16 protein-coding genes are annotated in these 22,272 nt (G+C 71.4%); 10 read left to right on the top strand and 6 right to left on the bottom strand.

Translation table 11 applies throughout. The features are described 5' to 3' along the window. Positions 1-122: 122 nt before the first annotated feature. The 5 genes from chvE to ADK60_RS15245 all read left to right on the top strand — a co-directional run bounded on the left by chvE (position 123) and on the right by ADK60_RS15245 (position 7,751). Complete coding sequence (gene chvE, locus ADK60_RS15225) at positions 123-1,217, top strand: multiple monosaccharide ABC transporter substrate-binding protein (protein ID WP_053646451.1); 1,095 nt, start codon at positions 123-125, stop codon at positions 1,215-1,217. A 100-nt stretch (positions 1,218-1,317) separates the two neighbouring features. Further along, positions 1,318-2,865 carry a multiple monosaccharide ABC transporter ATP-binding protein gene (gene mmsA, locus ADK60_RS15230; RefSeq protein WP_053646453.1) on the top strand — a complete coding sequence of 516 codons (1,548 nt, stop codon included), beginning with the start codon at positions 1,318-1,320 and terminating at the stop codon, positions 2,863-2,865. A gap of 3 nt (positions 2,866-2,868) precedes the next feature. Next, the gene (gene mmsB / locus ADK60_RS15235) at positions 2,869-4,101 is read left to right on the top strand and encodes a multiple monosaccharide ABC transporter permease (protein WP_199839671.1); all 1,233 of its coding nucleotides are present in this window, start codon (positions 2,869-2,871) and stop codon (positions 4,099-4,101) included. Between the two features lie 316 nt (positions 4,102-4,417). Continuing rightward, on the top strand, positions 4,418-5,947 hold the full coding sequence (locus tag ADK60_RS15240) for a cellulase family glycosylhydrolase (protein ID WP_502687424.1): 1,530 nt from the start codon (positions 4,418-4,420) through the stop codon (positions 5,945-5,947). 13 nt (positions 5,948-5,960) lie between these two features. Then, complete coding sequence (locus tag ADK60_RS15245; protein WP_053646455.1) at positions 5,961-7,751, top strand: glycoside hydrolase family 6 protein; 1,791 nt, start codon at positions 5,961-5,963, stop codon at positions 7,749-7,751. Between the two features lie 126 nt (positions 7,752-7,877). On the opposite strand, the gene ADK60_RS15250 is transcribed toward ADK60_RS15245, so the two are convergent. Then, entirely contained in the window at positions 7,878-8,900 is a 1,023-nt protein-coding gene (locus tag ADK60_RS15250; protein ID WP_053646456.1) for a LacI family DNA-binding transcriptional regulator, read from the bottom strand. 276 nt (positions 8,901-9,176) lie between these two features. On the opposite strand from ADK60_RS15250, the gene ADK60_RS15255 reads away from it, so the two are divergent. The 4 genes from ADK60_RS15255 to ADK60_RS15270 are packed head-to-tail and all read left to right on the top strand — an operon-like array spanning position 9,177 to position 13,857. Beyond that, on the top strand, positions 9,177-10,553 hold the full coding sequence (locus tag ADK60_RS15255) for an ABC transporter substrate-binding protein (RefSeq protein WP_053646458.1): 1,377 nt from the start codon (positions 9,177-9,179) through the stop codon (positions 10,551-10,553). 5 nt (positions 10,554-10,558) lie between these two features. Then, a complete protein-coding gene (locus tag ADK60_RS15260) occupies positions 10,559-11,500 on the top strand; it encodes a carbohydrate ABC transporter permease (RefSeq protein ID WP_053646460.1) in 942 nt (313 codons plus the stop codon). 4 nt (positions 11,501-11,504) lie between these two features. Next, positions 11,505-12,377 carry a carbohydrate ABC transporter permease gene (locus ADK60_RS15265; RefSeq protein WP_053646462.1) on the top strand — a complete coding sequence of 291 codons (873 nt, stop codon included), beginning with the start codon at positions 11,505-11,507 and terminating at the stop codon, positions 12,375-12,377. A 25-nt stretch (positions 12,378-12,402) separates the two neighbouring features. After that, positions 12,403-13,857: a GH1 family beta-glucosidase gene (locus ADK60_RS15270; RefSeq protein WP_053646465.1), complete on the top strand. Its 1,455-nt coding sequence runs from the start codon at positions 12,403-12,405 to the stop codon at positions 13,855-13,857. A 115-nt stretch (positions 13,858-13,972) separates the two neighbouring features. On the opposite strand, the gene ADK60_RS15275 is transcribed toward ADK60_RS15270, so the two are convergent. The 5 genes from ADK60_RS15275 to ADK60_RS15295 all read right to left on the bottom strand — a co-directional run bounded on the left by ADK60_RS15275 (position 13,973) and on the right by ADK60_RS15295 (position 19,755). Then, entirely contained in the window at positions 13,973-14,914 is a 942-nt protein-coding gene (locus ADK60_RS15275) for a glycoside hydrolase family 6 protein (protein ID WP_107094616.1), read from the bottom strand. Between the two features lie 157 nt (positions 14,915-15,071). Beyond that, complete coding sequence (gene yjfF, locus ADK60_RS15280; RefSeq protein WP_053646469.1) at positions 15,072-16,043, bottom strand: galactofuranose ABC transporter, permease protein YjfF; 972 nt, start codon at positions 16,041-16,043, stop codon at positions 15,072-15,074. Further along, positions 16,040-17,131 (bottom strand): ABC transporter permease, encoded by a 1,092-nt coding sequence (locus ADK60_RS15285; RefSeq protein ID WP_053646471.1) that lies wholly within the window; start codon positions 17,129-17,131, stop codon positions 16,040-16,042. The genes yjfF and ADK60_RS15285 overlap by 4 nt, the downstream gene beginning before the upstream one ends. Continuing rightward, positions 17,128-18,669, bottom strand: coding sequence for a sugar ABC transporter ATP-binding protein (locus tag ADK60_RS15290; RefSeq protein WP_053646473.1), 1,542 nt, complete (start codon positions 18,667-18,669; stop codon positions 17,128-17,130). Before ADK60_RS15290 ends, ADK60_RS15285 begins: the two co-directional genes overlap by 4 nt. A 105-nt stretch (positions 18,670-18,774) precedes the next feature. Then, a complete protein-coding gene (locus ADK60_RS15295; RefSeq protein ID WP_053646475.1) occupies positions 18,775-19,755 on the bottom strand; it encodes an ABC transporter substrate-binding protein in 981 nt (326 codons plus the stop codon). Positions 19,756-20,089: 334 nt separating this feature from the next. Between ADK60_RS15295 and ADK60_RS15300 the strand changes: the two genes are divergently transcribed. Next, positions 20,090-22,258 (top strand): glycoside hydrolase family 9 protein, encoded by a 2,169-nt coding sequence (locus ADK60_RS15300; RefSeq protein ID WP_053646477.1) that lies wholly within the window; start codon positions 20,090-20,092, stop codon positions 22,256-22,258. The last annotated feature ends 14 nt before the right edge of the window (positions 22,259-22,272 follow it).

The following is a 22,272-nucleotide window of genomic DNA, read 5'->3' on the forward strand; positions in this document are numbered from 1 at the left end:
TCCCGGTCCCACCGCTCCACAGCGCGGGGGGCCGAGAGCGGCCGACGACCCCGACCGACCGCTCCCGGTCGCCCGCCAGGGTCGCTCTGCGCCGGTCGCGGAACATCATCACTGGAGGAACTGTGCGGAAGCTTTCAGCTGGCCTCGTCGCGGTGGGCCTGTCGCTCTCGCTGGCGGCCTGCGGCCAGAGCGCCGACGGCGCCGGCGACGGGTCGGCCAAGGGCGACGCCAAGGGCGGACTGGTCGGCATCGCGATGCCCACCAAATCCTCGGAGCGCTGGATCAACGACGGCACCAACATGGTCAAGGAGTTCCAGGCCAAGGGCTACCGGACCGACCTCCAGTACGGCGACAACGTCGTGGAGAACCAGGTCTCCCAGGTCGAGAACATGATCACCAAGGGGGCCAGGCTCCTGGTGATCGCCGCCATCGACGGCTCCTCGCTCACCAATGTGCTGCAGCGTGCCGCCGACGCGCACATCCCCGTCATCTCCTACGACCGCCTGATCCGCGGCACCGGGAACGTCGACTACTACGCGACCTTCGACAACTACAAGGTCGGTGTCCTGCAAGGCAGTTACATCGCCGACAAGCTCGGCCTCAAGGACGGCAGGGGCCCGTTCAACATCGAGCTGTTCGCCGGCTCGCCGGACGACAACAACGCCACCTTCTTCTTCAACGGCGCGATGAGCGTGCTCAAGCCGTACCTCGACGAGAAGAAGCTGGTCGTGCAGAGCGGCCAGACCGCCTTCAACCAGGCCGCCACGCTGCGCTGGGACGGCGGCCTCGCCCAGTCCCGGATGGACAACCTGCTGAGCAAGTCCTACACCGCCGCCCGGGTCGACGCCGTGCTCTCGCCCTACGACGGCATCTCGATCGGCATCATCTCCTCGCTCAAGGGCGTCGGCTACGGCTCCGGCAAGTCACTGCCGGTCGTCACCGGCCAGGACGGCGAGCTGGCCTCGGTGAAGTCGATCATCGCCGGCGAGCAGACCCAGACCGTCTACAAGGACACCCGCCAGCTGGCCAGGGCCGCCGTCCAGATGGGCGACGCACTGCTGACCGGCGGCAAGCCCGAGGTCAACGACACCACCCAGTACGACAACGGCGCCAAGACCGTCCCGGCCCAGCTGCTCCAGCCGGTCAGCGTCGACAAGGACAACTACCAGAAGGTCCTGGTCGACAGCGGCCAGTACACCGCCGACCAGCTCAAGTAGCCCCCGGGGTCCGGCCGACGGGCCCGGAGCCCAACCGGCGGTGCGGTGCCCGGCAGACCCGGCCGGACCGCACCGCCCCGAACGATACGGAAGCACACCCATGGCCCGACCCGTGCTGGAGATGCGGTCGATCAGCAAGACCTTCCCCGGCGTCAAGGCCCTCTCCGAGGTCAACCTCACGGTCGCCGCCGGCGAGGTGCACGCCGTCTGCGGTGAGAACGGCGCCGGCAAGTCCACCCTGATGAAGGTGCTCAGCGGCGTGTACCCGCACGGCAGCTACCAGGGCGAGATCCACTTCGAGGGCGAACCCTGCCGGTTCAAGGACATCCGGGCCAGCGAGCAGCGCGGCATCGCCATCATCCACCAGGAGCTCGCACTGGTGCCGTACCTGTCCATCGCCGAGAACGTCTTCCTCGGCAACGAGCACGCCAGGCGGGGCGTCATCGACTGGCACCGGACACTGACCCACGCCGCCGATCTGCTGCGCCAGGTCGGCCTCGACGAGAGCCCGCACACCCGGATCGCCGACCTCGGCGTGGGCAAGCAGCAGCTGGTCGAGATCGCCAAGGCGCTCGCCAAGGACGTCAAACTGCTCATCCTGGACGAGCCGACGGCGGCACTGAACGACGAGGACAGCCGCAAACTCCTCGACCTGATCCTCGACCTCAAGGCCCGGGGCATCTCCTGCATCATCATCTCGCACAAGCTGAACGAGATCACCCGGGTCGCCGACGCGGTCACCGTCCTGCGCGACGGGCGGACCATCGAGACCATCGCGATCGGTCCCGAGGGCATCTCCGAGGACCGGATCATCCGCGGCATGGTCGGCCGCGACCTCGAACACCGCTACCCCGAGCGCTCCCCGGAGATCGGCGAGGTCGCCCTCGAAATCGAGGACTGGAGCGTCCGGCACCCGATCGACCACCAGCGCACCGTGGTGGACGGCGCCTCGCTGACCGTGCGCCGCGGCGAGATCGTCGGCATCGCCGGCCTGATGGGCGCCGGCCGCACCGAGCTGGCCATGAGTGTCTTCGGCCGCTCGTACGGGCAGTGGACCGGCGGCCGGGTCCGGCTGCACGGCCGGGAGATCCGCACCCGGACGGTGCCGGAAGCGATCGGCCACGGCCTCGCCTACGTCACCGAGGACCGCAAGCAGCTCGGCCTCAACCTCATCGACGACATCAGCCGGAACATCTCGCTCAGCGCCCTCGGCAAGGTCGCCCGCCGGGGCTGGGTCGACGAGCACGCCGAGACCCGGGTCGCCGAGTCCTTCCGGAAGACCATGAACATCAAGGCTCCGTCGGTGTTCACCCGGACCGGCACCCTCAGCGGCGGCAACCAGCAGAAGGTCGTCCTCAGCAAGTGGATCTTCGCCGAGCCCGAGGTGCTGATCCTCGACGAACCCACCCGTGGCATCGACATCGGCGCCAAGGCGGAGATCTACACCGTCATCGCCGAACTCGCCGCCCAGGGCAAGGCCGTTCTCGTCATCTCCTCCGAACTCCCCGAACTCCTGGGCCTGTGCGACCGGATCTACACCATGGCCGAGGGCCGGATCACCGGTGAGGTGCTCCGCGCCGACGCCACCCAGGAATCCCTCATGCGGCTCATGACCATGAGCGCGGCACGACCCGACAAGCAGGTGTGAGGCATGGCCCAGATCCAGACCACCCCAGAGACCGCGCCCGACGCGCGGACCGGCCCACGCCCGTCCGCCGCCGACGCCGTGGTCCGCGCGCTGCGCGGCAACATGCGCCAGTACGGCATGCTGGTCGCGCTCGCCCTGATCGTCCTGCTGTTCCAGATCTGGACCGACGGCATCCTGCTCCAGCCGCTCAACATCACCAACCTGATCCAGCAGAACGGCTACATCCTCATCCTGGCCATCGGCATGATGATCGTCATCATCGCCGGCCACATCGACCTCTCGGTCGGCTCGCTCGCCGCCTTCGTCGGCGCGGCCGCCGCGGTGATGATGGTCAAGCACCACCTCCCCTGGCCCGTGGCCCTGGTGGCCGCGCTGCTGATCGGCGCGGCGGCCGGCGCCTGGCAGGGCTTCTGGATCGCCCACCTCGGCATTCCCTCGTTCATCGTCACCCTGGCCGGCATGCTGCTCTTCCGCGGCGGGACCCAGATCCTGCTCCAGGGCCAGTCGGTGGCACCGTTCCCCAAGGGCTTCCAGAACATCAGCAGCGGCTTCCTCCCCGAGGTCGGCCCGCACACGAACTACCACAACCTCACCCTGCTGCTGGGCCTCGCGGTGCTGGCCGTCGCCGTCCTCCAGGAGCTGCGCGGACGGCGCCGGGCCACCTCGTACGGGCTGGAACCGCTCCCCACCGGGCTGTTCCTGGCGAAGCTCGGCGCGATCGCGGCCGCGGTGGTGACCTTCACACTGCTGCTGGCCAGTTACCACGGCGCCCCGGTCGTCCTGCTGATCCTCGGCGCGCTGCTGGTCGGCTTCGGCTACCTGATGCGCAACTCGATCCTCGGCCGGCACACCTACGCGATCGGCGGCAACGAGGCGGCCGCCAAGCTGTCCGGCGTGAAGAGCAAGCGGGTCGTCTTCCTCGCCTTCGTCAACATGGGCGTCCTGGCCGCCCTGGCCGGGCTGGTCTTCGCCGCCCGTCTCAACGCCGGCACCCCGCAGGCGGGCATCAACTTCGAGCTGGAGGCGATCGCCGCCGCGTTCATCGGCGGCGCCTCCGCGAGCGGCGGCGTCGGCACCGTGCTCGGCGCGATCATCGGCGGTCTGGTCCTGGGCGTCCTCAACAACGGCATGTCGCTGGTCGGCATCGGCACCGACTACCAGCAGGTCATCAAGGGACTGGTGCTGCTCGCCGCCGTCGGCTTCGACGTCTACAACAAGCGCAAGGCCGGGTCCTGACCCGGCCCGCCCCCGAGCGCGGGCGGGGAACGGCACGGTGAATTGTGGGCACCGTGCCGTTCCCCGCCCGCTTCACCGTGTGCGGGCAGCCGCACGGCGTTGTACGACAGTGCTTGACCAGTGGGAGCGCTCCCACTGTGCGGGATCCCCGCGAGCGGGTCAAGAGGCTTGAAGAGTCGAACACCTCTGCTCAGCAATCCCTGCAACTCCTCTTTTCCTTGGCGGCAGTTGGCGCTACGGTCGGTGCCCACCAGTGGGAGCGATTCCGTCAGTCGACGCGCCGGGAGCGGCGTGTCCTCGCTGCAAGGAGTCGCTCATGCGACATCCCCCACCCCTCACAGCGCTGTTCGGCGGCGCGGTCCTCGCCATGGTGAGCGCCGTTTCCGCCGCGGCGGGCGCCGGCCCGGGCACCGCCGCTCCGCTCGGCTGCTCCGTGGACTACTCCACGGTCAACCAGTGGGCCGGCGGCTTCCAGGCCTCCGTCGTCATCACCAACCACGGCGCACCGACGAACAGTTGGAGCTTCGGCTTCCGGTTCACCGGCGGCCAGCACCTCAACCAGGGCTGGGGCGCCGCCTGGTCCCAGTCCGGCACCGGTGTCACGGCCGCGAACGAGAGCTGGAACGGCTCGCTCGGGACCGGTGCGAGCGTCACCCTCGGCATCATCGCCTCCTGGTCCGGCGCCAACCCCGACCCGACCGGGTTCACCCTCAACGGCCTTCCCTGCTCGACCGGTTCGGCACCGTCGCCCAGCCCGACCGCCACCCCGACACCGACCGCCACCCCTACCCCGACCAGCGGCCCGACCACCACCCCCACCCCGCCCGCCGGCGCACCCGAGCTCGGCGTCAGCGGAAACCGACTCACCGACCGGAGCGGCGCCACCCGCCGTCTGCTCGGCGTCAACCGCTCCGGCGGCGAGTTCATGTGCGTCCAGGGCCACGGCGTCTTCGACGGCCCGGTCGACGACGCCGCCGTCCGGGCCATCGCGGACTGGAAGGCCAACACCGTCCGCATCCCGCTCAACGAGGAGTGCTGGCTCGGCCTGGACAACATCCGGCCCGAGTACCGGGGCGACGCCTACATCGGTGCCGTCGAACAGCTGGTGGCCCGCGTCCTCGCGCACGGCATGACCCCCGTGGTCGAACTCCACTGGACGTTCGGCCAGTACACCGGCAACTCGGCGGGCTGCACGGACGTGCACGCCTCCTGCCAGAAGCCGATGCCGGACGCCCGGTACGCGCCGGCCTTCTGGACCTCGGTGGCGAACACCTTCAAGGACGACCCCCGGGTGGTGTTCGACCTGTTCAACGAGCCCTACCCGGACCGGGCGACCGCCACCGCCGAACAGGCCTGGACCTGCTGGCGCGACGGCGGCACCTGCCCGGGCATCGGGTACGAGGTGGCCGGCATGCAGGACCTGGTGGACGCCGTCCGCGCCACCGGCTCCCGCAATGTCGTCCTGGTCCCGGGGGTCGCCTACGCGAACGACCTGAGCGGCTGGCTCGCCCACGCACCCTCGGACCCGACCGGCAATACGGCCGCCGCCTGGCACGTCTACAACTTCAACTCCTGTGCCGACGAGGCCTGCTGGAACTCCACCCTGGCCCCGGTCGCCGCCCGTGCCCCGCTCGTGGCGGGCGAGATCGGCGAGAACACCTGCGGGCACGCGTTCGTCGACCGCGTCATGAAGTGGTCCGACGACCACGGGCTCTCGTACCTGGGCTGGACCTGGAACACCTGGGACTGCTCCTCCGGCCCCGCCCTGATCAGCGCCTACGACGGCACCCCCACCGCATTCGGCCTCGGACTGCGCGACCACCTTCGCGCCTTCGACGGACACTGAGAGGGACCCCACCATGAGCCCCACCACCCCCACCCGACCCACCGTCGGCCGACTGCGCAGCAGTCGGACCGCCCTGCTCACCGCTCTCGGCCTGCTCACCGCGACCGGTGCCACCGCCACCGTGCTGTCCACCTCCGCGGGTGCCGCCGCGGCCGGCTGCCGGGTCGACTACCAGGTCACCAACCAGTGGGACACCGGCTTCGGCGCCAACGTCGCCGTCACCAACACCGGCGACCCGCTGAGCTCCTGGACCCTGGAGTGGACCTTCGCCGGCAACCAGCAGGTCACCCAGGGCTGGAACGCGACCTTCACCCAGTCCGGGGCCGCCGTCACCGCCCGGAACGTCTCGTACAACGGCAGCCTGGCGACCGGCGGTTCCACCTCCTTCGGGTTCAACGGCTCCTACGGCGGCACCAATCCGGTGCCCGCCGCCTTCAAGCTCAACGGGGTGCCCTGCAACGGCTCCACCACGAGCCCCACCCCCACGCCCACGGGCACCCCCACCGGAACCCCGACGAGCACCCCCACCGGTACGCCCACCACCCCGCCCGGCACCCGCGTCGACAACCCGTACGTCGGCGCCAAGGTCTATGTGAACCCCGAGTGGTCCGCGAACGCCGCCGCCGAACCCGGCGGCACCAAGGTCGCCAACCAGCCCACCGGCGTCTGGCTGGACCGGATCGCCGCGATCGCCGGGGCCAACGGCAGGATGGGGCTGCGCGCCCACCTCGACGAGGCGCTGCGCCAGAAGGGCAGCGGCGAACTCGTCGTCCAGCTGGTGGTCTACGACCTGCCCGGCCGGGACTGCGCCGCCCTCTCCTCCAACGGCGAACTCGGCCCGACCGAGATCGACCGGTACCGGACGGAGTTCATCGACCCGATCGCGGCCGTCCTCGCCGACCCCAAGTACGCCGGCCTGCGGATCGTCACCACGGTCGAGCTCGACTCGCTGCCGAACCTGGTCACCAACACCACGCCGCGCGCCACCGCCACCCCCGCCTGCGACGTGATGAAGGCCAACGGCAACTACATCAAGGGCATCGGCTACGCGCTCAAGAAGCTCGGCGCCGTCCCCAACGTGTACAACTACGCCGACGCCGGCCACCACGGCTGGCTGGGCTGGGACGACAACCTCGGCCCGTCCGCCGAGCTGTTCAAGCAGGCGGCGACCTCCGAGGGCTCCACCCTCGCCAACATCCTCGGCTTCATCGTCAACACCGCGAACTACAGCGCGCTCAAGGAGAGCAACTTCACCATCGACGACAGCGTCAACGGCGCCTCCGTCCGCCAGTCCAAGTGGGTCGACTGGAACCGGTACGTCGACGAGCTCTCCTACGCCCAGGGGCTGCGGACCAAGCTGGTCTCGCTGGGCTTCGACCCCGGGCTCGGCATGCTGATCGACACCTCGCGCAACGGCTGGGGCGGTGCCGCCCGGCCGGCCGGCCCCGGACCGCGGACGAGCGTCGACGCCTATGTCGACGGCGGGCGCTACGACCGGCGGCTGAACACCGGGAACTGGTGCAACCAGGCCGGCGCGGGCCTCGGCGAACGGCCGCAGGCGGCCCCGACGCCGGGGATCGACGCCTACGTCTGGATGAAGCCGCCGGGCGAGTCGGACGGGGCCAGCAAGCCGCTCCCGAACAACGACGGCAAGGGCGTCGACGGGATGTGCGACCCGGCCTACACCGGCAACCCGAGGAACAACAACCACATGTCCGGTGCGCTGCCGGACGCGCCGCTGTCCGGCGACTGGTTCTCCGCCCAGTTCCGGGAGCTGCTGAAGAACGCCTATCCGGCACTGTGACGCGGCGCTGAACACCCCGGCCGTCCGGAGCCCCGCGGAGCTCCGGACGGCCGGCTGTTCAGGACGACTCGCGGTTCAGGACGGCCGGTGGTTCAGGACGGCCGGCGGTTCAGGACGGCCGGCGGTTCAGGACGACCCGCGCACCACCAGCTCCGTCGGCAGCACCAGGCGGGACGGCTCCGCGGCCTCGCCCGCGATCTGCCGCAGCAGCAGCCCGGCCATCGTGCGACCCATCTCCTCGATCGGCTGGCGGACGGTGGTCAGCGGGGGGTCGAGGTGGCGGGCCACCGGCGAGTCGTCGACGCCCACCAGCGCGACGTCACCGGGCACGTCCAGTCCCCTGGCCCGCAGGACGGCGAGCGCCCCGACGGCCATCAGGTCGGAGGCGGCGAACACCGCGTCCACGTCGGGGCAGCGCTCCAACAGCTCCCGCATCGCCCGCCGGCCGCCGTCCTCCGTGAAGTCCCCGGTGGCGACGAGGCGTTCGTCGGCCGGCAGGCCGGCCGCGGCCAGCCCCTGGCGGTAGCCGGCCAGTCGGCCGTGCGCGGCGTCCATGTCCGCCGGGCCGGTGATGGTGGCGATGCGACGCCGGCCGCGCCCGGCCAGGTGCCGCACCGCCGAGCGGCCGGCCCCCACGTTGTCGGAGTCCACGTACGCCACCGGCTCCTGCGGCGAACGGCGCCCGTTCAGCACGACCGGCAGGCCCAGTGCGCGCACCTGGTCGGGCAGCGGGTCGTCCCGGTGGACCGAGACCAGCAGCACGCCGTCCACCCGCTGCGCGGCGAGGTACTGCTCGAAGCGCTGCCGCTCCTGCTCGGTGCGGATCAGTGTGAGCAGCAACTGCTTGTCCGCCGTGCCGAGTTCGGCGCTCACACCGCGGATGATGTCCAGGAAGTACGGCTCCGCGAACAACCGGGCCTCGGTCTCCGGCACCACCAGCGCGACCGCGTCCGTCCGGCTTCCGGCCAGCGCCCGGGCCGCCCGGTCGGGCACGTAGCCCAGCTCCGCGATGGCCCGGCCGACCGCCTCCTTCGCCTGTTCGCTCACCCTCGACGAGCCGTTGATCACCCGGGACACCGTGCCGCGCCCGACCCCGGCCCGGGCCGCGACCTGCTCCAGGGTCGGCCTTCCGGTCTGCCGTCCGCCCACTGCCCACGCGCCTTCCGTCGCCGCCTTCGGTCTCGCGTCCCCGGGAGGGGCGCCTGGCAGAGGATCGTAGGTCACCGGAGCGCGGCGCCGCCACGGCCGCGTTCAGGAAATGGCGGTGGTGGGCCAACGTCGTTACGCCGGAGAGCAATTCGGCTTCATCTCTTGACACCGGATCAGCCGAGGCAGGAACCTTCCGACTACGGCGTGGGAGCGCTCCCACGCCGCTGGGGGCCGCCACCCGCGAGCCCCGCACCACCCCCGGACGAGGAGAGTGGAATGCGCACCACCACCACCACCACCACAGCCACCACCGCCACCACCGCCAGAGGCCGACGCCTCACCGCGCTCACCGCCCTGGCCGCGAGCACCGCCCTGCTGGCCGCCTGCAGCAGCAGCGGAAGCGGCAGCGGCGGAAGCAGCACCAAGGCCGACGGCGGCAGCGGCACCGTCACGCTGCGGATCGGCACCTTCGGCTCCTTCGGCTACGACAACGACACCGGCGCCAAGCTCTACGCCGAGTACGAGAAGCTGCACCCCGGCATCAAGATCGTCGAGTCCAACGTGGCCGACGGCCAGAAGTACTGGGACACGCTCAAGCTGCGGCTCTCCCGGGACAGCGGCCTCGCCGACATCCAGGCCGTCGAGGTCGGCTACGTCGCCGAGGCCACCGGGCCCGGGCTGGCGGGCAAGTGGGTGGACCTCGGCAGCACCGGCGGCGCGGACCTCGGCGCCTACCTGGACTGGAAGACCAAGCAGGCCACCACGGCGGACGGCAAGGTGATCGGTCTCGGCACCGACATCGGCCCGATGGCGATCTGCTACAACAAGGACCTCTTCGCCAAGGCCGGGTTGCCGACCGACCGCGCCCAGGTCGGCGCGCTCTGGGCCGGCAGCTGGGACAGGTTCCTCGAAGCCGGTCGCGGCTACCAGGCGAAGGCGCCCGAGGGCACCGCCTTCCACGACTCCGCCAGCGGACTGTTCAACGCCGTCGTCGCCAGTGAGCCGATCCAGTACGCCGACGCCAAGGGCGAGTTGGACTACCGGAACAGCCCCGGTGTGAAGAAGGCCTGGTCCATCGCCACCACCGCGGCCACCGGCGGGATCACCGCCAAGCTGCGGCAGTTCGACGAGAAGGGCACCTGGAACGCGGGCTTCAAGAACAACAGGTTCGCCACCGTCGCCTGCCCGAGCTGGATGACCGGGATCATCAAGGACCAGGCCGGCCCGGAGAACCAGGGCAAGTGGGACATCGCCCCGGCCCCGGTCGCGGGCAACTGGGGCGGCTCCTTCCTCGCCGTCCCGAAGTCCGGCGGGCACGTCAAGGAGGCCGCCGAGCTCGCCGCCTGGCTGACAGCTCCCGCCCAGCACGCGAAGGTCTTCGCCGTCAACGGGAACATCCCCTCCACCAAGGAGACCCTCTCCTCCCCCGCCGTCCGGGACGCCACCCTGCCGTTCTTCGGCGACACCCCGGTCGGCCGGATCTACTCGGAGGCCGCCGCCGGCATCAAGGCCGTACCGATCAGCCGCTGGGACGGCCAGGTGAAGACCTTCCTCACCGACAACGGCATCCTCGACATCGAGCAACGCGGCACCGATCCCGCGCAGGCGTGGAGCAATGTCGACAAGCTGGTCGACGACAAGATCCAGAAGTAGCCACGGTGGACCTCATCGCCTCCAACGCCCCGCCGCTCAGGCCACGTTGGCGCAGCAGACTGTACCGCTGGGACGTCCGGGCCGCGCCGTACGCGTTCGTCGCACCGTTCTTCCTCTGCTTCGCGGCCTTCGGCCTCTTCCCCTTGGTCTACACCGGCTGGCTCTCGCTGCACCGGGTCGAGCTCGGCGGCGAGGCCGAGTGGCTCGGCCTGCGCAACTACACCGGCCTGTGGGACAGCGACTTCTTCTGGAACGCCCTCGGCAACACCTTCACCATCGGCGTGGTCTCCACCGTGCCCCAGCTGCTGCTGGCCCTGGGCCTGGCCCATCTGCTCAACTACCGGATGCGCGGCCGGGGTTTCCTGCGGGTCGCGGTGCTCGCGCCGTACGCGACCTCGATCGCCGCCGCCACCCTGGTGTTCGCCCAGCTGTTCAACAGCGACTACGGGCTGATCAACACCGTGATCGGCTGGGCCGGCTTCCACCCGGTGGACTGGGAATCCTCCAAGTGGCCCGCGCAGATCGCCATTTCGGCGATCGTCACCTGGCGCTGGACGGGCTACAACGCGCTGATCTACCTCGCCGCGATGCAGGCCGTCCCCCAGGAGCTGTACGAGGCGGCGGCGATCGACGGAGCCTCCAGGGCCCGGCAGTTCCTCAGCGTCACCGTCCCGTCGATCCGCCCGACCATCCTGTTCACCGTCGTGGTGTCCACCATCGGCGCCACCCAGCTCTTCGGCGAGCCGATGCTGTTCGGCGGCAGCCTGGGGGTCAGCGGCGGCAGCGGCAACCAGTTCCAGACGCTCAGCCTGCTGATGTACGAGAAGGGCTGGGTGACCGGGGCGCTCGGCCAGGCCTCCGCGATCGCCTGGGTGATGCTGCTGTTGCTGCTGTCCGCGGGGGCCGTGCAGGGGCTCGTCGTCCGCGCCCGCCGAAGGAGGGTCTGAACCCGTGCGCACCACCTCCGTACTCCGCACCCGCCTGCGGCCGTCCGCCGGGCGTCAGCACCACGCCGGCCCGCTGACCTACGTCCTGCTCGGGATCGCCGCCCTGGTCTCGCTCTTCCCGCTGTACTGGAACCTGGTCGCCGCCTCGCACACGGGCGAGCGGGTGGTCGAGGCCCCGGCGCCGCTGCTGCCGGGCCCGCACCTGCTCGACAACCTCACCTTCGCCTGGAACCAGGTCGACATGGGCCGGGCGCTGGTCAACACCACGGTGGTGGCCGGCCTGGTGGCCCTGTCCACCGTGCTGTTCGCCACCCTGGCCGGGTTCGCCTTCGCCAAGCTGACCTTCCGGGGCCGCAACGCACTGCTCGCCCTCGTGGTCGCCACCATGACCGTCCCGCCCCAGCTCAGCGTCATCCCGCTCTACCGGATCATCACGGACCTGGGCTGGGTGGACCAGCTCCAGTCGGTGGTGCTGCCCTCGCTGGTCGCCGCGTTCGGGGTCTTCTTCATGCGGCAGTACCTGGTCGAAGCCCTGCCGGTGGAGCTGGTCGAGGCCGCCCGGGTGGACGGCGCGCACAGTCTGCGGATCGTCTGGCACGTGGTCTTCCCGGTGGCGCGGCCCGCCATGGCCGTCCTCGGCATGCTGGTCTTCGTCCAGGCCTGGAACGACTTCTTCTGGCCCTTCATCGCCCTCACCCCGGACGGCAACCCCACCCTCCAGGTCGCGCTGGCCGGTCTCGGGTCGGGCAACCACAGCGTCGACCAGGCGATCGTGCTGACCGGCGCGCTCATCTCCACGGTGCCGCTGCTGCTGGTCTTCGCCCTGCTGGGCAAACACATCGTGGGCGGCATCACCGCCGGCGCCGTCAAGAGCTGAACCCCTCACCCTCGGGAGCGAACCCATGCCCCTTCCCCCCTCCGGCCCTCTCCCTCCCGCCACCGCCGCACCGCCCCGGTTCCCGACCGGCTTCCTCTGGGGCGCGGCCACCTCCGCCTACCAGGTGGAGGGCGCCACCGCGGAGGACGGCCGCACCCCCTCGATCTGGGACACCTTCTGCCGCACCCCCGGCAAGGTCTTCCAGGGCCACAGCGGCGAGATCGCCGTCGACCACTACCACCGCTTCCGCGGGGACGTCCGGCTGATGGCCGAGCTCGGGCTGACCGCCTACCGCTTCTCGGTCTCCTGGCCCCGCGTCCAGCCCACCGGCCGCGGCCCGGCCGTCCAGCAGGGCCTGGACTTCTACCGCCGCCTCACCGACGAGCTGCTCTCCCACGGAATCACCCCCGTCGCCACGCTCTACCACTGGGACCTCCCCCAGGAGCTGGAGTCCGCCGGCGGGTGGCCCGAGCGCGTGACCGCCGAGCGCTTCGCCGACTACGCCGCGCTGGTGGGCGAGGCCCTCGGCGACCGGATCGGCCACTGGACCACCCTCAACGAGCCCTGGTGCAGCGCCTTCCTCGGCTACGGCTCCGGCGTCCACGCGCCCGGCCGCACCGACCCGGTGGCCGCGCTGCGGGCCGCCCACCACCTCAACCTCGGCCACGGCCTGGCCGTCACGGCACTGCGCGACCTGCTGCCCGCCGCCGCACAGCTGTCGGTCTCGCTCAACCTGCACGCACTGCGTCCCTTCACCCCGTCCGCCGCCGACCAGGACGCCGTGCGCCGGATCGACGCCGTCGGCAACCGGGTCTTCCTCGGCCCGATCCTGGAGGGCGCCTACCCGGAGGACCTGCTGGCCGACACGGCCCACCTCACCGACTGGGCCTTCGTCCGCCCCGGGGACCCCAAGCAGATCCACCAGCCGCTGGACTGGCTGGGCGTCAACTACTACACGCCCACCGTCGTCTCGGCGACGGCCGAGGGCGCCGACCCCGCCCGGGAGGACGGCCACGGCGGCGGCACGGCCTCTCCCTGGCCGGGGGCGGACCGGGTCGGCTTCCGTCCGGCGCCGGGCGAGCGGACCGCGATGGGTTGGGCCGTCGACCCCACGGGCCTGCACCAGCTGCTGACCGGCCTGGCCCACCGCCACCCGGAGCTGCCGCTGATGGTCACCGAGAACGGCGCGGCCTACGACGACCGGGTCGGCGCGGACGGCACGGTCGACGACCCGGAGCGCACCGCCTACCTCCATGCCCACCTGGCGGCGATCCACCGGGCGGCGGCCGACGGGGCGGACGTGCGCGGCTACTTCGCCTGGTCCCTGTTGGACAACTTCGAGTGGGCGTACGGCTACGACAAGCGCTTCGGACTGGTGCACGTCGACTACGCCACCCAGACCCGCACCCCGAAGTCCAGCGCCCGCTGGTACGCCGGGGTGGCCCGGAGCGGTGAGCTGCACCCGCCGGTCGGCGGGTAGGGCCGCCGCGGGGACCGGAGCGGACGTGGCGGGTGCCGGAGGGCACCCGCCACGCGGGTTCCACGGCGGCCCCGGGGCCCCGGACCACTGCTGCGGGGCCGGCCGTCGTTTGGGGTCAGTAGCCGTAGACCATCCTGTAGGCGACCTCGGGCAGGAACTGACCGGCGGTGGATCCGGCGCCGACGCCGCAGTTGCCGTCGGACTCGCCGGGCGCCTTGATCCACAGCAGCATCTCGGCGCCACCGCCGAGCTGCGAGGGCCGGCCGATCCGCCGCCCCGCCGGGTTGCACCACGCGCCGTTGGAGCCGTTGCCGTTGCGGCTGGTGTCGATGACATACGGCTTGGTGAAGCCCTTCGCGGACTTCAGGGCCGCGTTGACGGCGTTGCCGTAAGCGGTGTTCTCCGCGGTGGCGAGGTAGTTCGACACGTTCAGCGAGAACCCGTGCGCTCCGCCCACCCCGGCCGCGGCCAGGTGCTGGGCCATGGTGCCGGCACTCAGCCAGGCGGGGTTGCCGGCGTCGAGGTAGACCCAGGTGTTCGGGGCCTTGGTGTTGAACTGCGCGACGGCGTTGGTCAACAGGGCGTTGCGCTCGGTGATCCGGGCCTGGGTCATGCAGCTCTCGTCGCCGAGCGAGTCGGGTTCGAGGACGACCACCGCGGGCCGGTTGCCGATGCCGGAGGCGAAGGCGGCGATCCAGGTCCGGTAGTCGGCGGCGCTGCCCGCCCCGCCGCCGGACTGGCCGGCGCAGATGTCGCGGTCGGGGATGTTGTAGGCCACCAGGAGCGGCAGCTTGCCCTGGGCGGCGGCCGCGCCGACGAAGGAGCCGGTCGCCGTCCCGACGGCGCCGCTCCAGTTGCCGAACCAGCGCGCCGCCGGCACGTCGGCGATCGACGACCGGACGGCGGGGGCGCGGCCGTCGCCCGGGTTGGCGTTGACCCACCGCCGCGCGGAGGAGTCGGGGTCGAGGTAGAAGCCGTTGGTCATGGTGGTGGGATCGGCGGCGTGGGCGGTCCCGGGGTGGAGCGTGAGCAGGGCGGCGCTCAGGATCGGGGCCATGAGCAGGGAACGCGAACGGAGCGAGTGGCGCACGGGGACTCCTCATCGGGGTGGGGGGTGAGGGTGGGGACGGGACGCGTCCTCCGGTCGGTTGGGGGTACCGCCGTGCGGGCGGGGCCGCGCGGCGGACGGAGGTTCGGGTGGACGTGCCCGGCGGTCAGCGCCGGCGGGCGGTGAGCAGGCGCTGCAGGACGATGAAGACGAACAGCAGGGCGCCGATGACGATCCGGGTCCACCAGGAGCTGAGGGTGCCCTGGAAGCTGATCACGGTCTGGATCAGTCCGAGCACCAGCACGCCCAGCACGGTACCGAGGAGGTAACCGGAGCCGCCGGTCAGCAGGGTGCCGCCGATGACGACCGCGGCGATCGCGTCGAGTTCCAGGCCGACCGCGTGCAGGCCGTAGCCGGAGAGCATGTAGAAGGTGAGCAGGACGCCGCCGAGTGCGGAGCAGAAGCCGCTGATCGCGTACACGGTGATCCTGGTCCGCCGGACCGGCAGCCCCATCAGCAGCGCGGACTGCTCGCTGCCGCCGAGCGCGTAGACGTTGCGGCCGAGCCGGGTGCGGTGGAGGACCACGAATCCGGCCGCGACCACCAGCAGCGCGATCACCACGCTCGGCGAGACGAACAGACTGCCGAGCGGGATCCGGGTCTGCGCCATGGCGGTGTACTGCGGGTCGGTGATGGAGATCGAATCGATGCTGATCGTGTAGCACAGGCCGCGGGCCAGGAACATGCCGGCCAGCGTGACGATGAACGGCTGGATCTCCAGGACGTGGATGACCCAGCCCATCAGCCAGCCGCCCGCGGTGCCCGTCAGCAGGACCAGCGGGATCACCAGCAGCGGCGGCCAGCCGTGCTGTTCGACCAGCCAGGCGGAGACCACGGTGGACAGGGCGACCACCGCACCGACCGACAGGTCGATGCCGCCGGTCAGCACGACGAAGGTCGTCCCGACCGCGACGACCAGCAGGAAGGCGTTGTCGATCAGCAGATTGAGCACGACCTGGCCGGAGAGGAAGCCCTCGTACTCCACCGAGCCGACGCCGAACATCGACACCAGCAGGACCGCGGTGACCAGCAGCGGGATCTGCCCGCGCAGGCGGGCCGACAGGGCGTTGGCGTTCATTCGCCGACCTCTCGGTGAGTGGGGGCCGCGGTCCGGGACCGGGCGGCGCGCCGGACCCGGGCGCCGCGGCCGGCGAGCTCGGCGCGAAAGGCGGGCGACTGGACCAGGCACACCGCGATCACCACGAACGCCTTGAACACCAGGGTGGTCTCCGGCGGGATGCCGACGGTGTAGACGGTGGTGGAGAGGGTCTGGATGATCAGCGCGCCGAGGACGGTGCCGCCGATCGAGAACCGGCCGCCGTTGAGCGAGGTCCCGCCGAGCACCACCGCGAGGACGGCGTCGAGTTCGATCCACAGGCCGGCGTTGTTCCCGTCCGCCGCCGAGACGTTGGAGGAGACCATCAGTCCGGCGACCGCCGCGCACAGCGCGCTGAACACGTACACCAGGCCGACCAGGCGCATCGCCCGGATGCCGACCAGCCGGCTGGCCACCGGATTGCCGCCGACCGACTCCAGCAGCAGGCCGAGCGCGGTGGAACGGGTGAGCAGCGCGGCGAGCAACGCGATCAGGCCGCTGAGCAGGATCGCGAACGGCACCGTCAGCCAGTAGCCTCCGCCGATCAGCCGGTAGGGCTCGCTGGTGACGGTGATGATCTGGCCGTCGGTGATCAGCTGGGCCAGGCCCCGCCCGGCGACCATCAGGATCAGGGTGGCGACGATCGGCTGGACGCCTGCCCCGGCCACCAGGACGCCGTTGACGAGGCCGAGCACCAGGGCGGTGCCGAGGGCGTAACCGAGGGCGGTCAGCACGGTGCCGACGCCGCCCGGGTCGGCGGAACTGCTGATGTGCAGGCAGGCCGTGGCGCCGGAGATCGCGACGGTCGAACCGACCGACAGGTCGATGCCGCCGGTGGCGATCACCAGGGTCATGCCCAGGGAGACCAGGATCAGCGGGGCGCCGAAGTGCAGGATGTCGATCAGGGAGCCGTAGAGGTGGCCGCCCCGGAGGTGGACGGCGAAGAAGTCGGGGGTGAAGGCGAGGTTGGCGAGCAGGAGCACGGCCAGCACCGCGGCCGGCCAGAACAGCCGGTACCGGGTCACCGCCTTCATCACCTTCACCGGGCGCTCCGCCGTTGCCGTGCTCATTGCTCCGCTCCGCTCGCGATGGCGGCCATGACGCGCTCCGGGGTGAGCTCGCCGTCGTTGTCCAGCTGGGCGACCATCCGGCGGTCGCGCAGTACGCCGACCCGGTGGCTGAGCCGCAGCACCTCCTCCAGTTCGGCGGAGACGAAGAGCACCGCCGTACCGTCCTCCGCGAGGCTGGCCACCAGCTTCTGGATCTCGGCCTTCGCCCCGATGTCGATGCCGCGGGTCGGCTCGTCCAGGATCAGCAGCTTGGGGTCGGTGATCAGCCAGCGGGCGAGCAGGACCTTCTGCTGGTTGCCGCCGCTGAGGTTGCGCACCGGCGTCCCGGGGTCGGCCGGGCGGATGTCCAGGGCACGTGTCCAGCGCAGCGCCAGCTCGTCCTGCGTGGCACGGGACAGCGGACGGGTCCAGCCCCGGGCCGCCTGCAGCGCCAGCACGATGTTCTCCCGGACGGTCAGCTCGCCGACCAGGCCCTCGGTCCTGCGGTTCTCCGAGCAGAACGCGATGCCGTGGGCGATCGCGTCGCGCGGTCCGCGCAGTGCGGTCTCGGCGCCCTCGATCCGCAGCGTGCCGCCGTCGCTCCGGTCGGCGCCGAACAGCAGCCGGGCGGCCTCGGTCCGTCCGGAGCCCAGCAGCCCGGCCAGTCCGATCACCTCGCCCGACCGGATTGCAAGGTCGTACGGTTCGACGGCGCCCCGCCGGGTCAGCCCGTCGGCCTGGAGGAACACCGCTCCGGTGTCCGGGCCGGTGTCCGGGCCGGTGTCCGGTCCGGTGCGTTCGCGCCGCTTGCCGCCACCGAGCTCGTCGAGTCCGGCGAGCTCGGCACCGATCATCCGGGAGACCAGTCCGGTCCGGTTCAGCTCGCCGGTCAGGTACTCGCCTTCGAGCCGGCCGTTGCGCAGCACGGTCATCCGGTCGCAGATCTCGTAGACCTGGTCGAGGAAGTGCGACACGAACAGGATGGCGACCCCCTGGTCCCGCAACCGGCGCATCACGGTGAAGAGCTGACGGACCTCGTCGCGGTCGAGACTGGAGGTGGGTTCGTCCAGGATCAGCACCTTGGCGGAGGCGTCGACCGCGCGGACGATGGCCACGAGCTGCTGGACGGCGATGGAGCAGCTGCTCAGCGGCGCGCCGACGTCGATGTCCAGTTCCAGTTCGCGGACCAGCTCGGCGGCCCGGCGGCGCACCGCGGCCCAGTCGATCAGGCCGAACCGGCGGGGCTCCCGCCCGATGAGGACGTTCTCCGCGACCGACAGGTTCGGACAGAGGTTCACCTCCTGGTAGACCGTGCTGATGCCGACCTGTCGGGCCTGTGCCGGTCCGGCGATCCGCACCGGCCGGCCGGCGAGCACCACCTCGCCGCCGTCCACCGGGTGGACACCGGTGAGCACCTTGATCAGGGTGGACTTGCCGGCGCCGTTCTCCCCCATCAGGGCGTGCACCTCGCCGGGGAAGAGCCGGAAGTCGACCCCGTCCAGCGCCACCACCCCGGGGAACTCCTTGCGGATCCCCCGGACTTCCAGGACCGGTTGCACCCGGGCTCTCCTCTCGTCTCTCCCGGACGCGTCCCGCCCTCGGGCGGTTCGGTCCGGGCTGTGCGGGGCCGGCCCGCAGGAGCGGCCCCGCACGATCGGGGTGGGTCAGTACTGGCGGTTCGGGAGGGCCGCGGCGGCCTGCTCGGGGGTGAAGGTGCCCTCCTCGGTCTTGATCCGCCGGGGCACCTGCTCACCTGCCTCGACCTTCTTCACCAGGTCCATCAGCTGGTCGCCGAGGAGCGGGTTGCACTCGACATCGAAGTTGATCTTGCCCTGGCTCATCGCGACGAAGGCGTCCTTGACGCCGTCCACGGACACGATCCTGATGTCGGTGCCGGGCTTCCTGCCGGCCTCCTCGATCGCCTGGATCGCCCCCAGCGCCATGTCGTCGTTGTGCGCGTACAGCACGTCGATCTTCGGCTGGGACTTCAGGAAGGCCTGCATGACCTCCTTGCCCTTGGCGCGGGTGAAATCGCCGGTCTGCGAGGCGACGACCTTGAACTTGGGCTGCCCCTTGATGGCGTCCGCGAAGCCGGACTTGCGGTCGTTGGCCGGCGCCGAGCCGGTGGTGCCCTCCAGCTGGACGACGTTCACGTCACCGCCGCCGGCCGAGTACTCCTTGACCAGCCAGTCGCCGGCCGCCCTGCCCTCCTCGACGAAGTCCGAGCCGAGGAAGGAGACGTAGAGCGACTCGTCCTTGGAGTCCACCGCGCGGTCGGTCAGGACGACCGGGATGCGCGCGTCCTTGGCCTCCTTCAGGACGGTGTCCCACCCCGACTCCACCACCGGCGAGAAGGCGATCACGTCGACCTTCTGCTGGATGAACGAGCGGATCGCCTTGATCTGGTTCTCCTGCTTCTGCTGCGCGTCGGAGAACTTCAGCTCGATGCCGGCCTTCTTCGCGGCCTCCTGGACCGACTTGGTGTTGGCGGTGCGCCAGCCGCTCTCCGCACCGACCTGCGAGAAGCCCACCACGATCCGGTGGCCGGAGCCCTTGTCGGCAGAGCCTCCGCCACCGGAGCCACAGGAGGTGAGGACGGCGACCATCGCGCCGGCAGCCAGGGCCGCCGCAGCTCTCTTGGACATGTCGGGACTTCCTCTCGGGATCGTCGATCGCTCGATTGTTAGCGCTCACAATCAGACCCGACAAGATTCGGTACAGCCCGTTATCCAATCTTGACCAGCCCCACCGGCACCGTCCGACAGTCCGTCAATGCCGTTCGCCGCACCAGGACTTCCCAGTCCGACCAGGACCACGGGGCCCACGTCGCCAAACCGGCGGCCGACCTGATGCGACGTCAACTCTTCCTTGTTCACCCCACCTTGACGCACCTGACGGACGGCTGGCTTCATTGGGACACTGGGAGCGCTCCCACATTCCGGGCTCCCACTCCCCGCCCCCGAAGGAAGGCCCCCACCCATGCCTCCCGACCTCTCCGGCCGCAGCCTGCCCCGACGCGCGGCCGCCGTACTGACCGGCCTGGCCCTGGCCGCCGGCGGCCTGACCGCCACCGCGTTCGCCCCGGCCACCGCCACCGCGGCGGCGGCCACGGCCGGACCCGCCGCCGACTTCCCCGTCCGCGTGAACCAGCTCGGCTACCTGCCGGACGGGCCCAAGCGGGCCACCGTGGTCAGCTCCGCGACCGCCCCGCTCACCTGGCAGCTGCGCGACGCCTCCGGCGCGCAGGCCGCCGCCGGCGCCACCACCGTGCACGGCGCCGACCGGGCGTCCGGCGAGTCCACGCACCTGGTGGACTTCGGCGCGTACACCGGCACCGGCACCGGCTACACCCTGGTCGTGGACGGCCGGGCGAGCCACCCGTTCGACATCTCGGCGTCCCTGTACGACGGGCTGCGTGCCGACAGCATGTCCTTCTTCCACCAGCAGCGCAGCGGCATCGCCATCGACGCCGCCCTGGTCGGCGGCGCCTACGCGCGCCCCGCCGGCCACCTGGGCGTGGCGCCGAACAAGGGCGACACCGGCGTGCCGTGCCAGGCCGGGGTCTGCGACTACCGGTCGGACGTCCGCGGCGGCTGGTACGACGCGGGCGACCAGGGCAAGTACGTGGTCAACGGCGGCATCGCGACCTGGGAGCTGGTCAACTCCTTCGAACGGGCCCGCCGTTCGGGCGGTGACGCGGCGCTCGGCGACTCCACCCTGCGTGTCCCCGAGCGCGGCAACGGGGTACCGGACGTGCTGGACGAGGCCCACTGGGAGCTGGACTTCCTGCTGCGGATGCAGGTCCCGGACGGCCGGCCGCTGGCCGGCACGGCCTTCCACAAGGTGCATGACGCGCAGTGGACCGGCCTGCCGACCCGGCCCGAACTCGACGACGCAGAGCGTGAGCTGCACCGGCCGTCGACCGCCGCCACGCTCAACCTGGCCGCCACCGCCGCGCAGTGCGCCCGGGTGTACGCGCCGTACGACGCTGCCTTCGCCACCCGCTGCCTGGACGCGGCCCGCCGCGCCTGGACGGCGGCCAGGGCCAACCCGAACCTCCTCGCCCCGGCGACCGACAACACCGGCGGCGGCGCGTACGAGGACGCCGACGTCTCCGACGAGTTCTACTGGGCCGCGGCCGAACTCCTCGCCACCACCGGCGAGTCAACGTACCGGGACGCCGTCACCGCCTCGCCGCACCACAGCAAGCCGGTCGACGCGTTCTGGTGGGGCGGCACCGCGACGCTCGGCCGGATCACCCTGGCCACCGTGCCCGGCGTGGCCCTGCCCGGCGACGACGTGACGCGGCTGCGCGGCCTGCTGACCACGGCCGCCGACCGCCACCTGGCCACCATGGCCGGACAGGGCTACGCGGTGCCGATCGCCGCCGACGGCTACGTCTGGGGCTCCAACAGCTCGGTCGCCAACAACGCGATGGTGCTGGCCGTCGCCCACGAGCTGACCGGTGCCGCGCGCTACCGGACCGGCGCCCTGGAGGCGCTGGACTACCTGCTGGGCCGCAACGCGCTGGACCGCTCCTATGTGACCGGCTACGGCGAGCGCGCCTCGGAGAACCAGCACCACCGGTTCTGGGCGCACCAGAACGACGCCTCGCTGCCGCACCCGCCGGCCGGTTCCTTCGCGGGCGGCCCGGACGCCGGCCTGGAGGATCCGGTGGCGAAGGAACGGCTGACCGGCTGCGCACCGGCGGCCTGCTACGTCGACGACATCGGCTCGTACTCGACCAACGAGGTGGCGGTCAACTGGAACGCCTCGCTGGCCTGGCTCGCCGCGTTCGCCGCCGAACGGCGGACGGGACCGACGCAGCCCGCGGCGTCCTGCTCGGTGTCCTACCGGGTCGACAGCGCCTGGAGCGGCGGCTTCACCGCGACGGTGACCGTGCGGAACACCGGCACCGCGGCCGTCTCCGGCTGGACGCTCGGCTGGAGCTTCCCGGGTGACCAGCGGATCTCGACGGGGTGGAACGCGACGGTGACCCAGTCCGGCCGCACCGTGAGCGCGCGGGACGCCGGCTGGAACGCCGGCCTGGCGGCCGGGGCGAGCACGAGCCTCGGCTTCCAGGCGACATACTCCGGCGCCAACCCGGCGCCGGCCCGCTTCACCCTGAACGGCGCCGACTGCGCCTGAGCACGGCCCGCGCG

It is taken from the genome of Streptomyces sp. XY431 (assembly GCF_001279805.1).
Classification (GTDB): Bacteria; Actinomycetota; Actinomycetes; order Streptomycetales; family Streptomycetaceae; genus Kitasatospora; species Kitasatospora purpeofusca.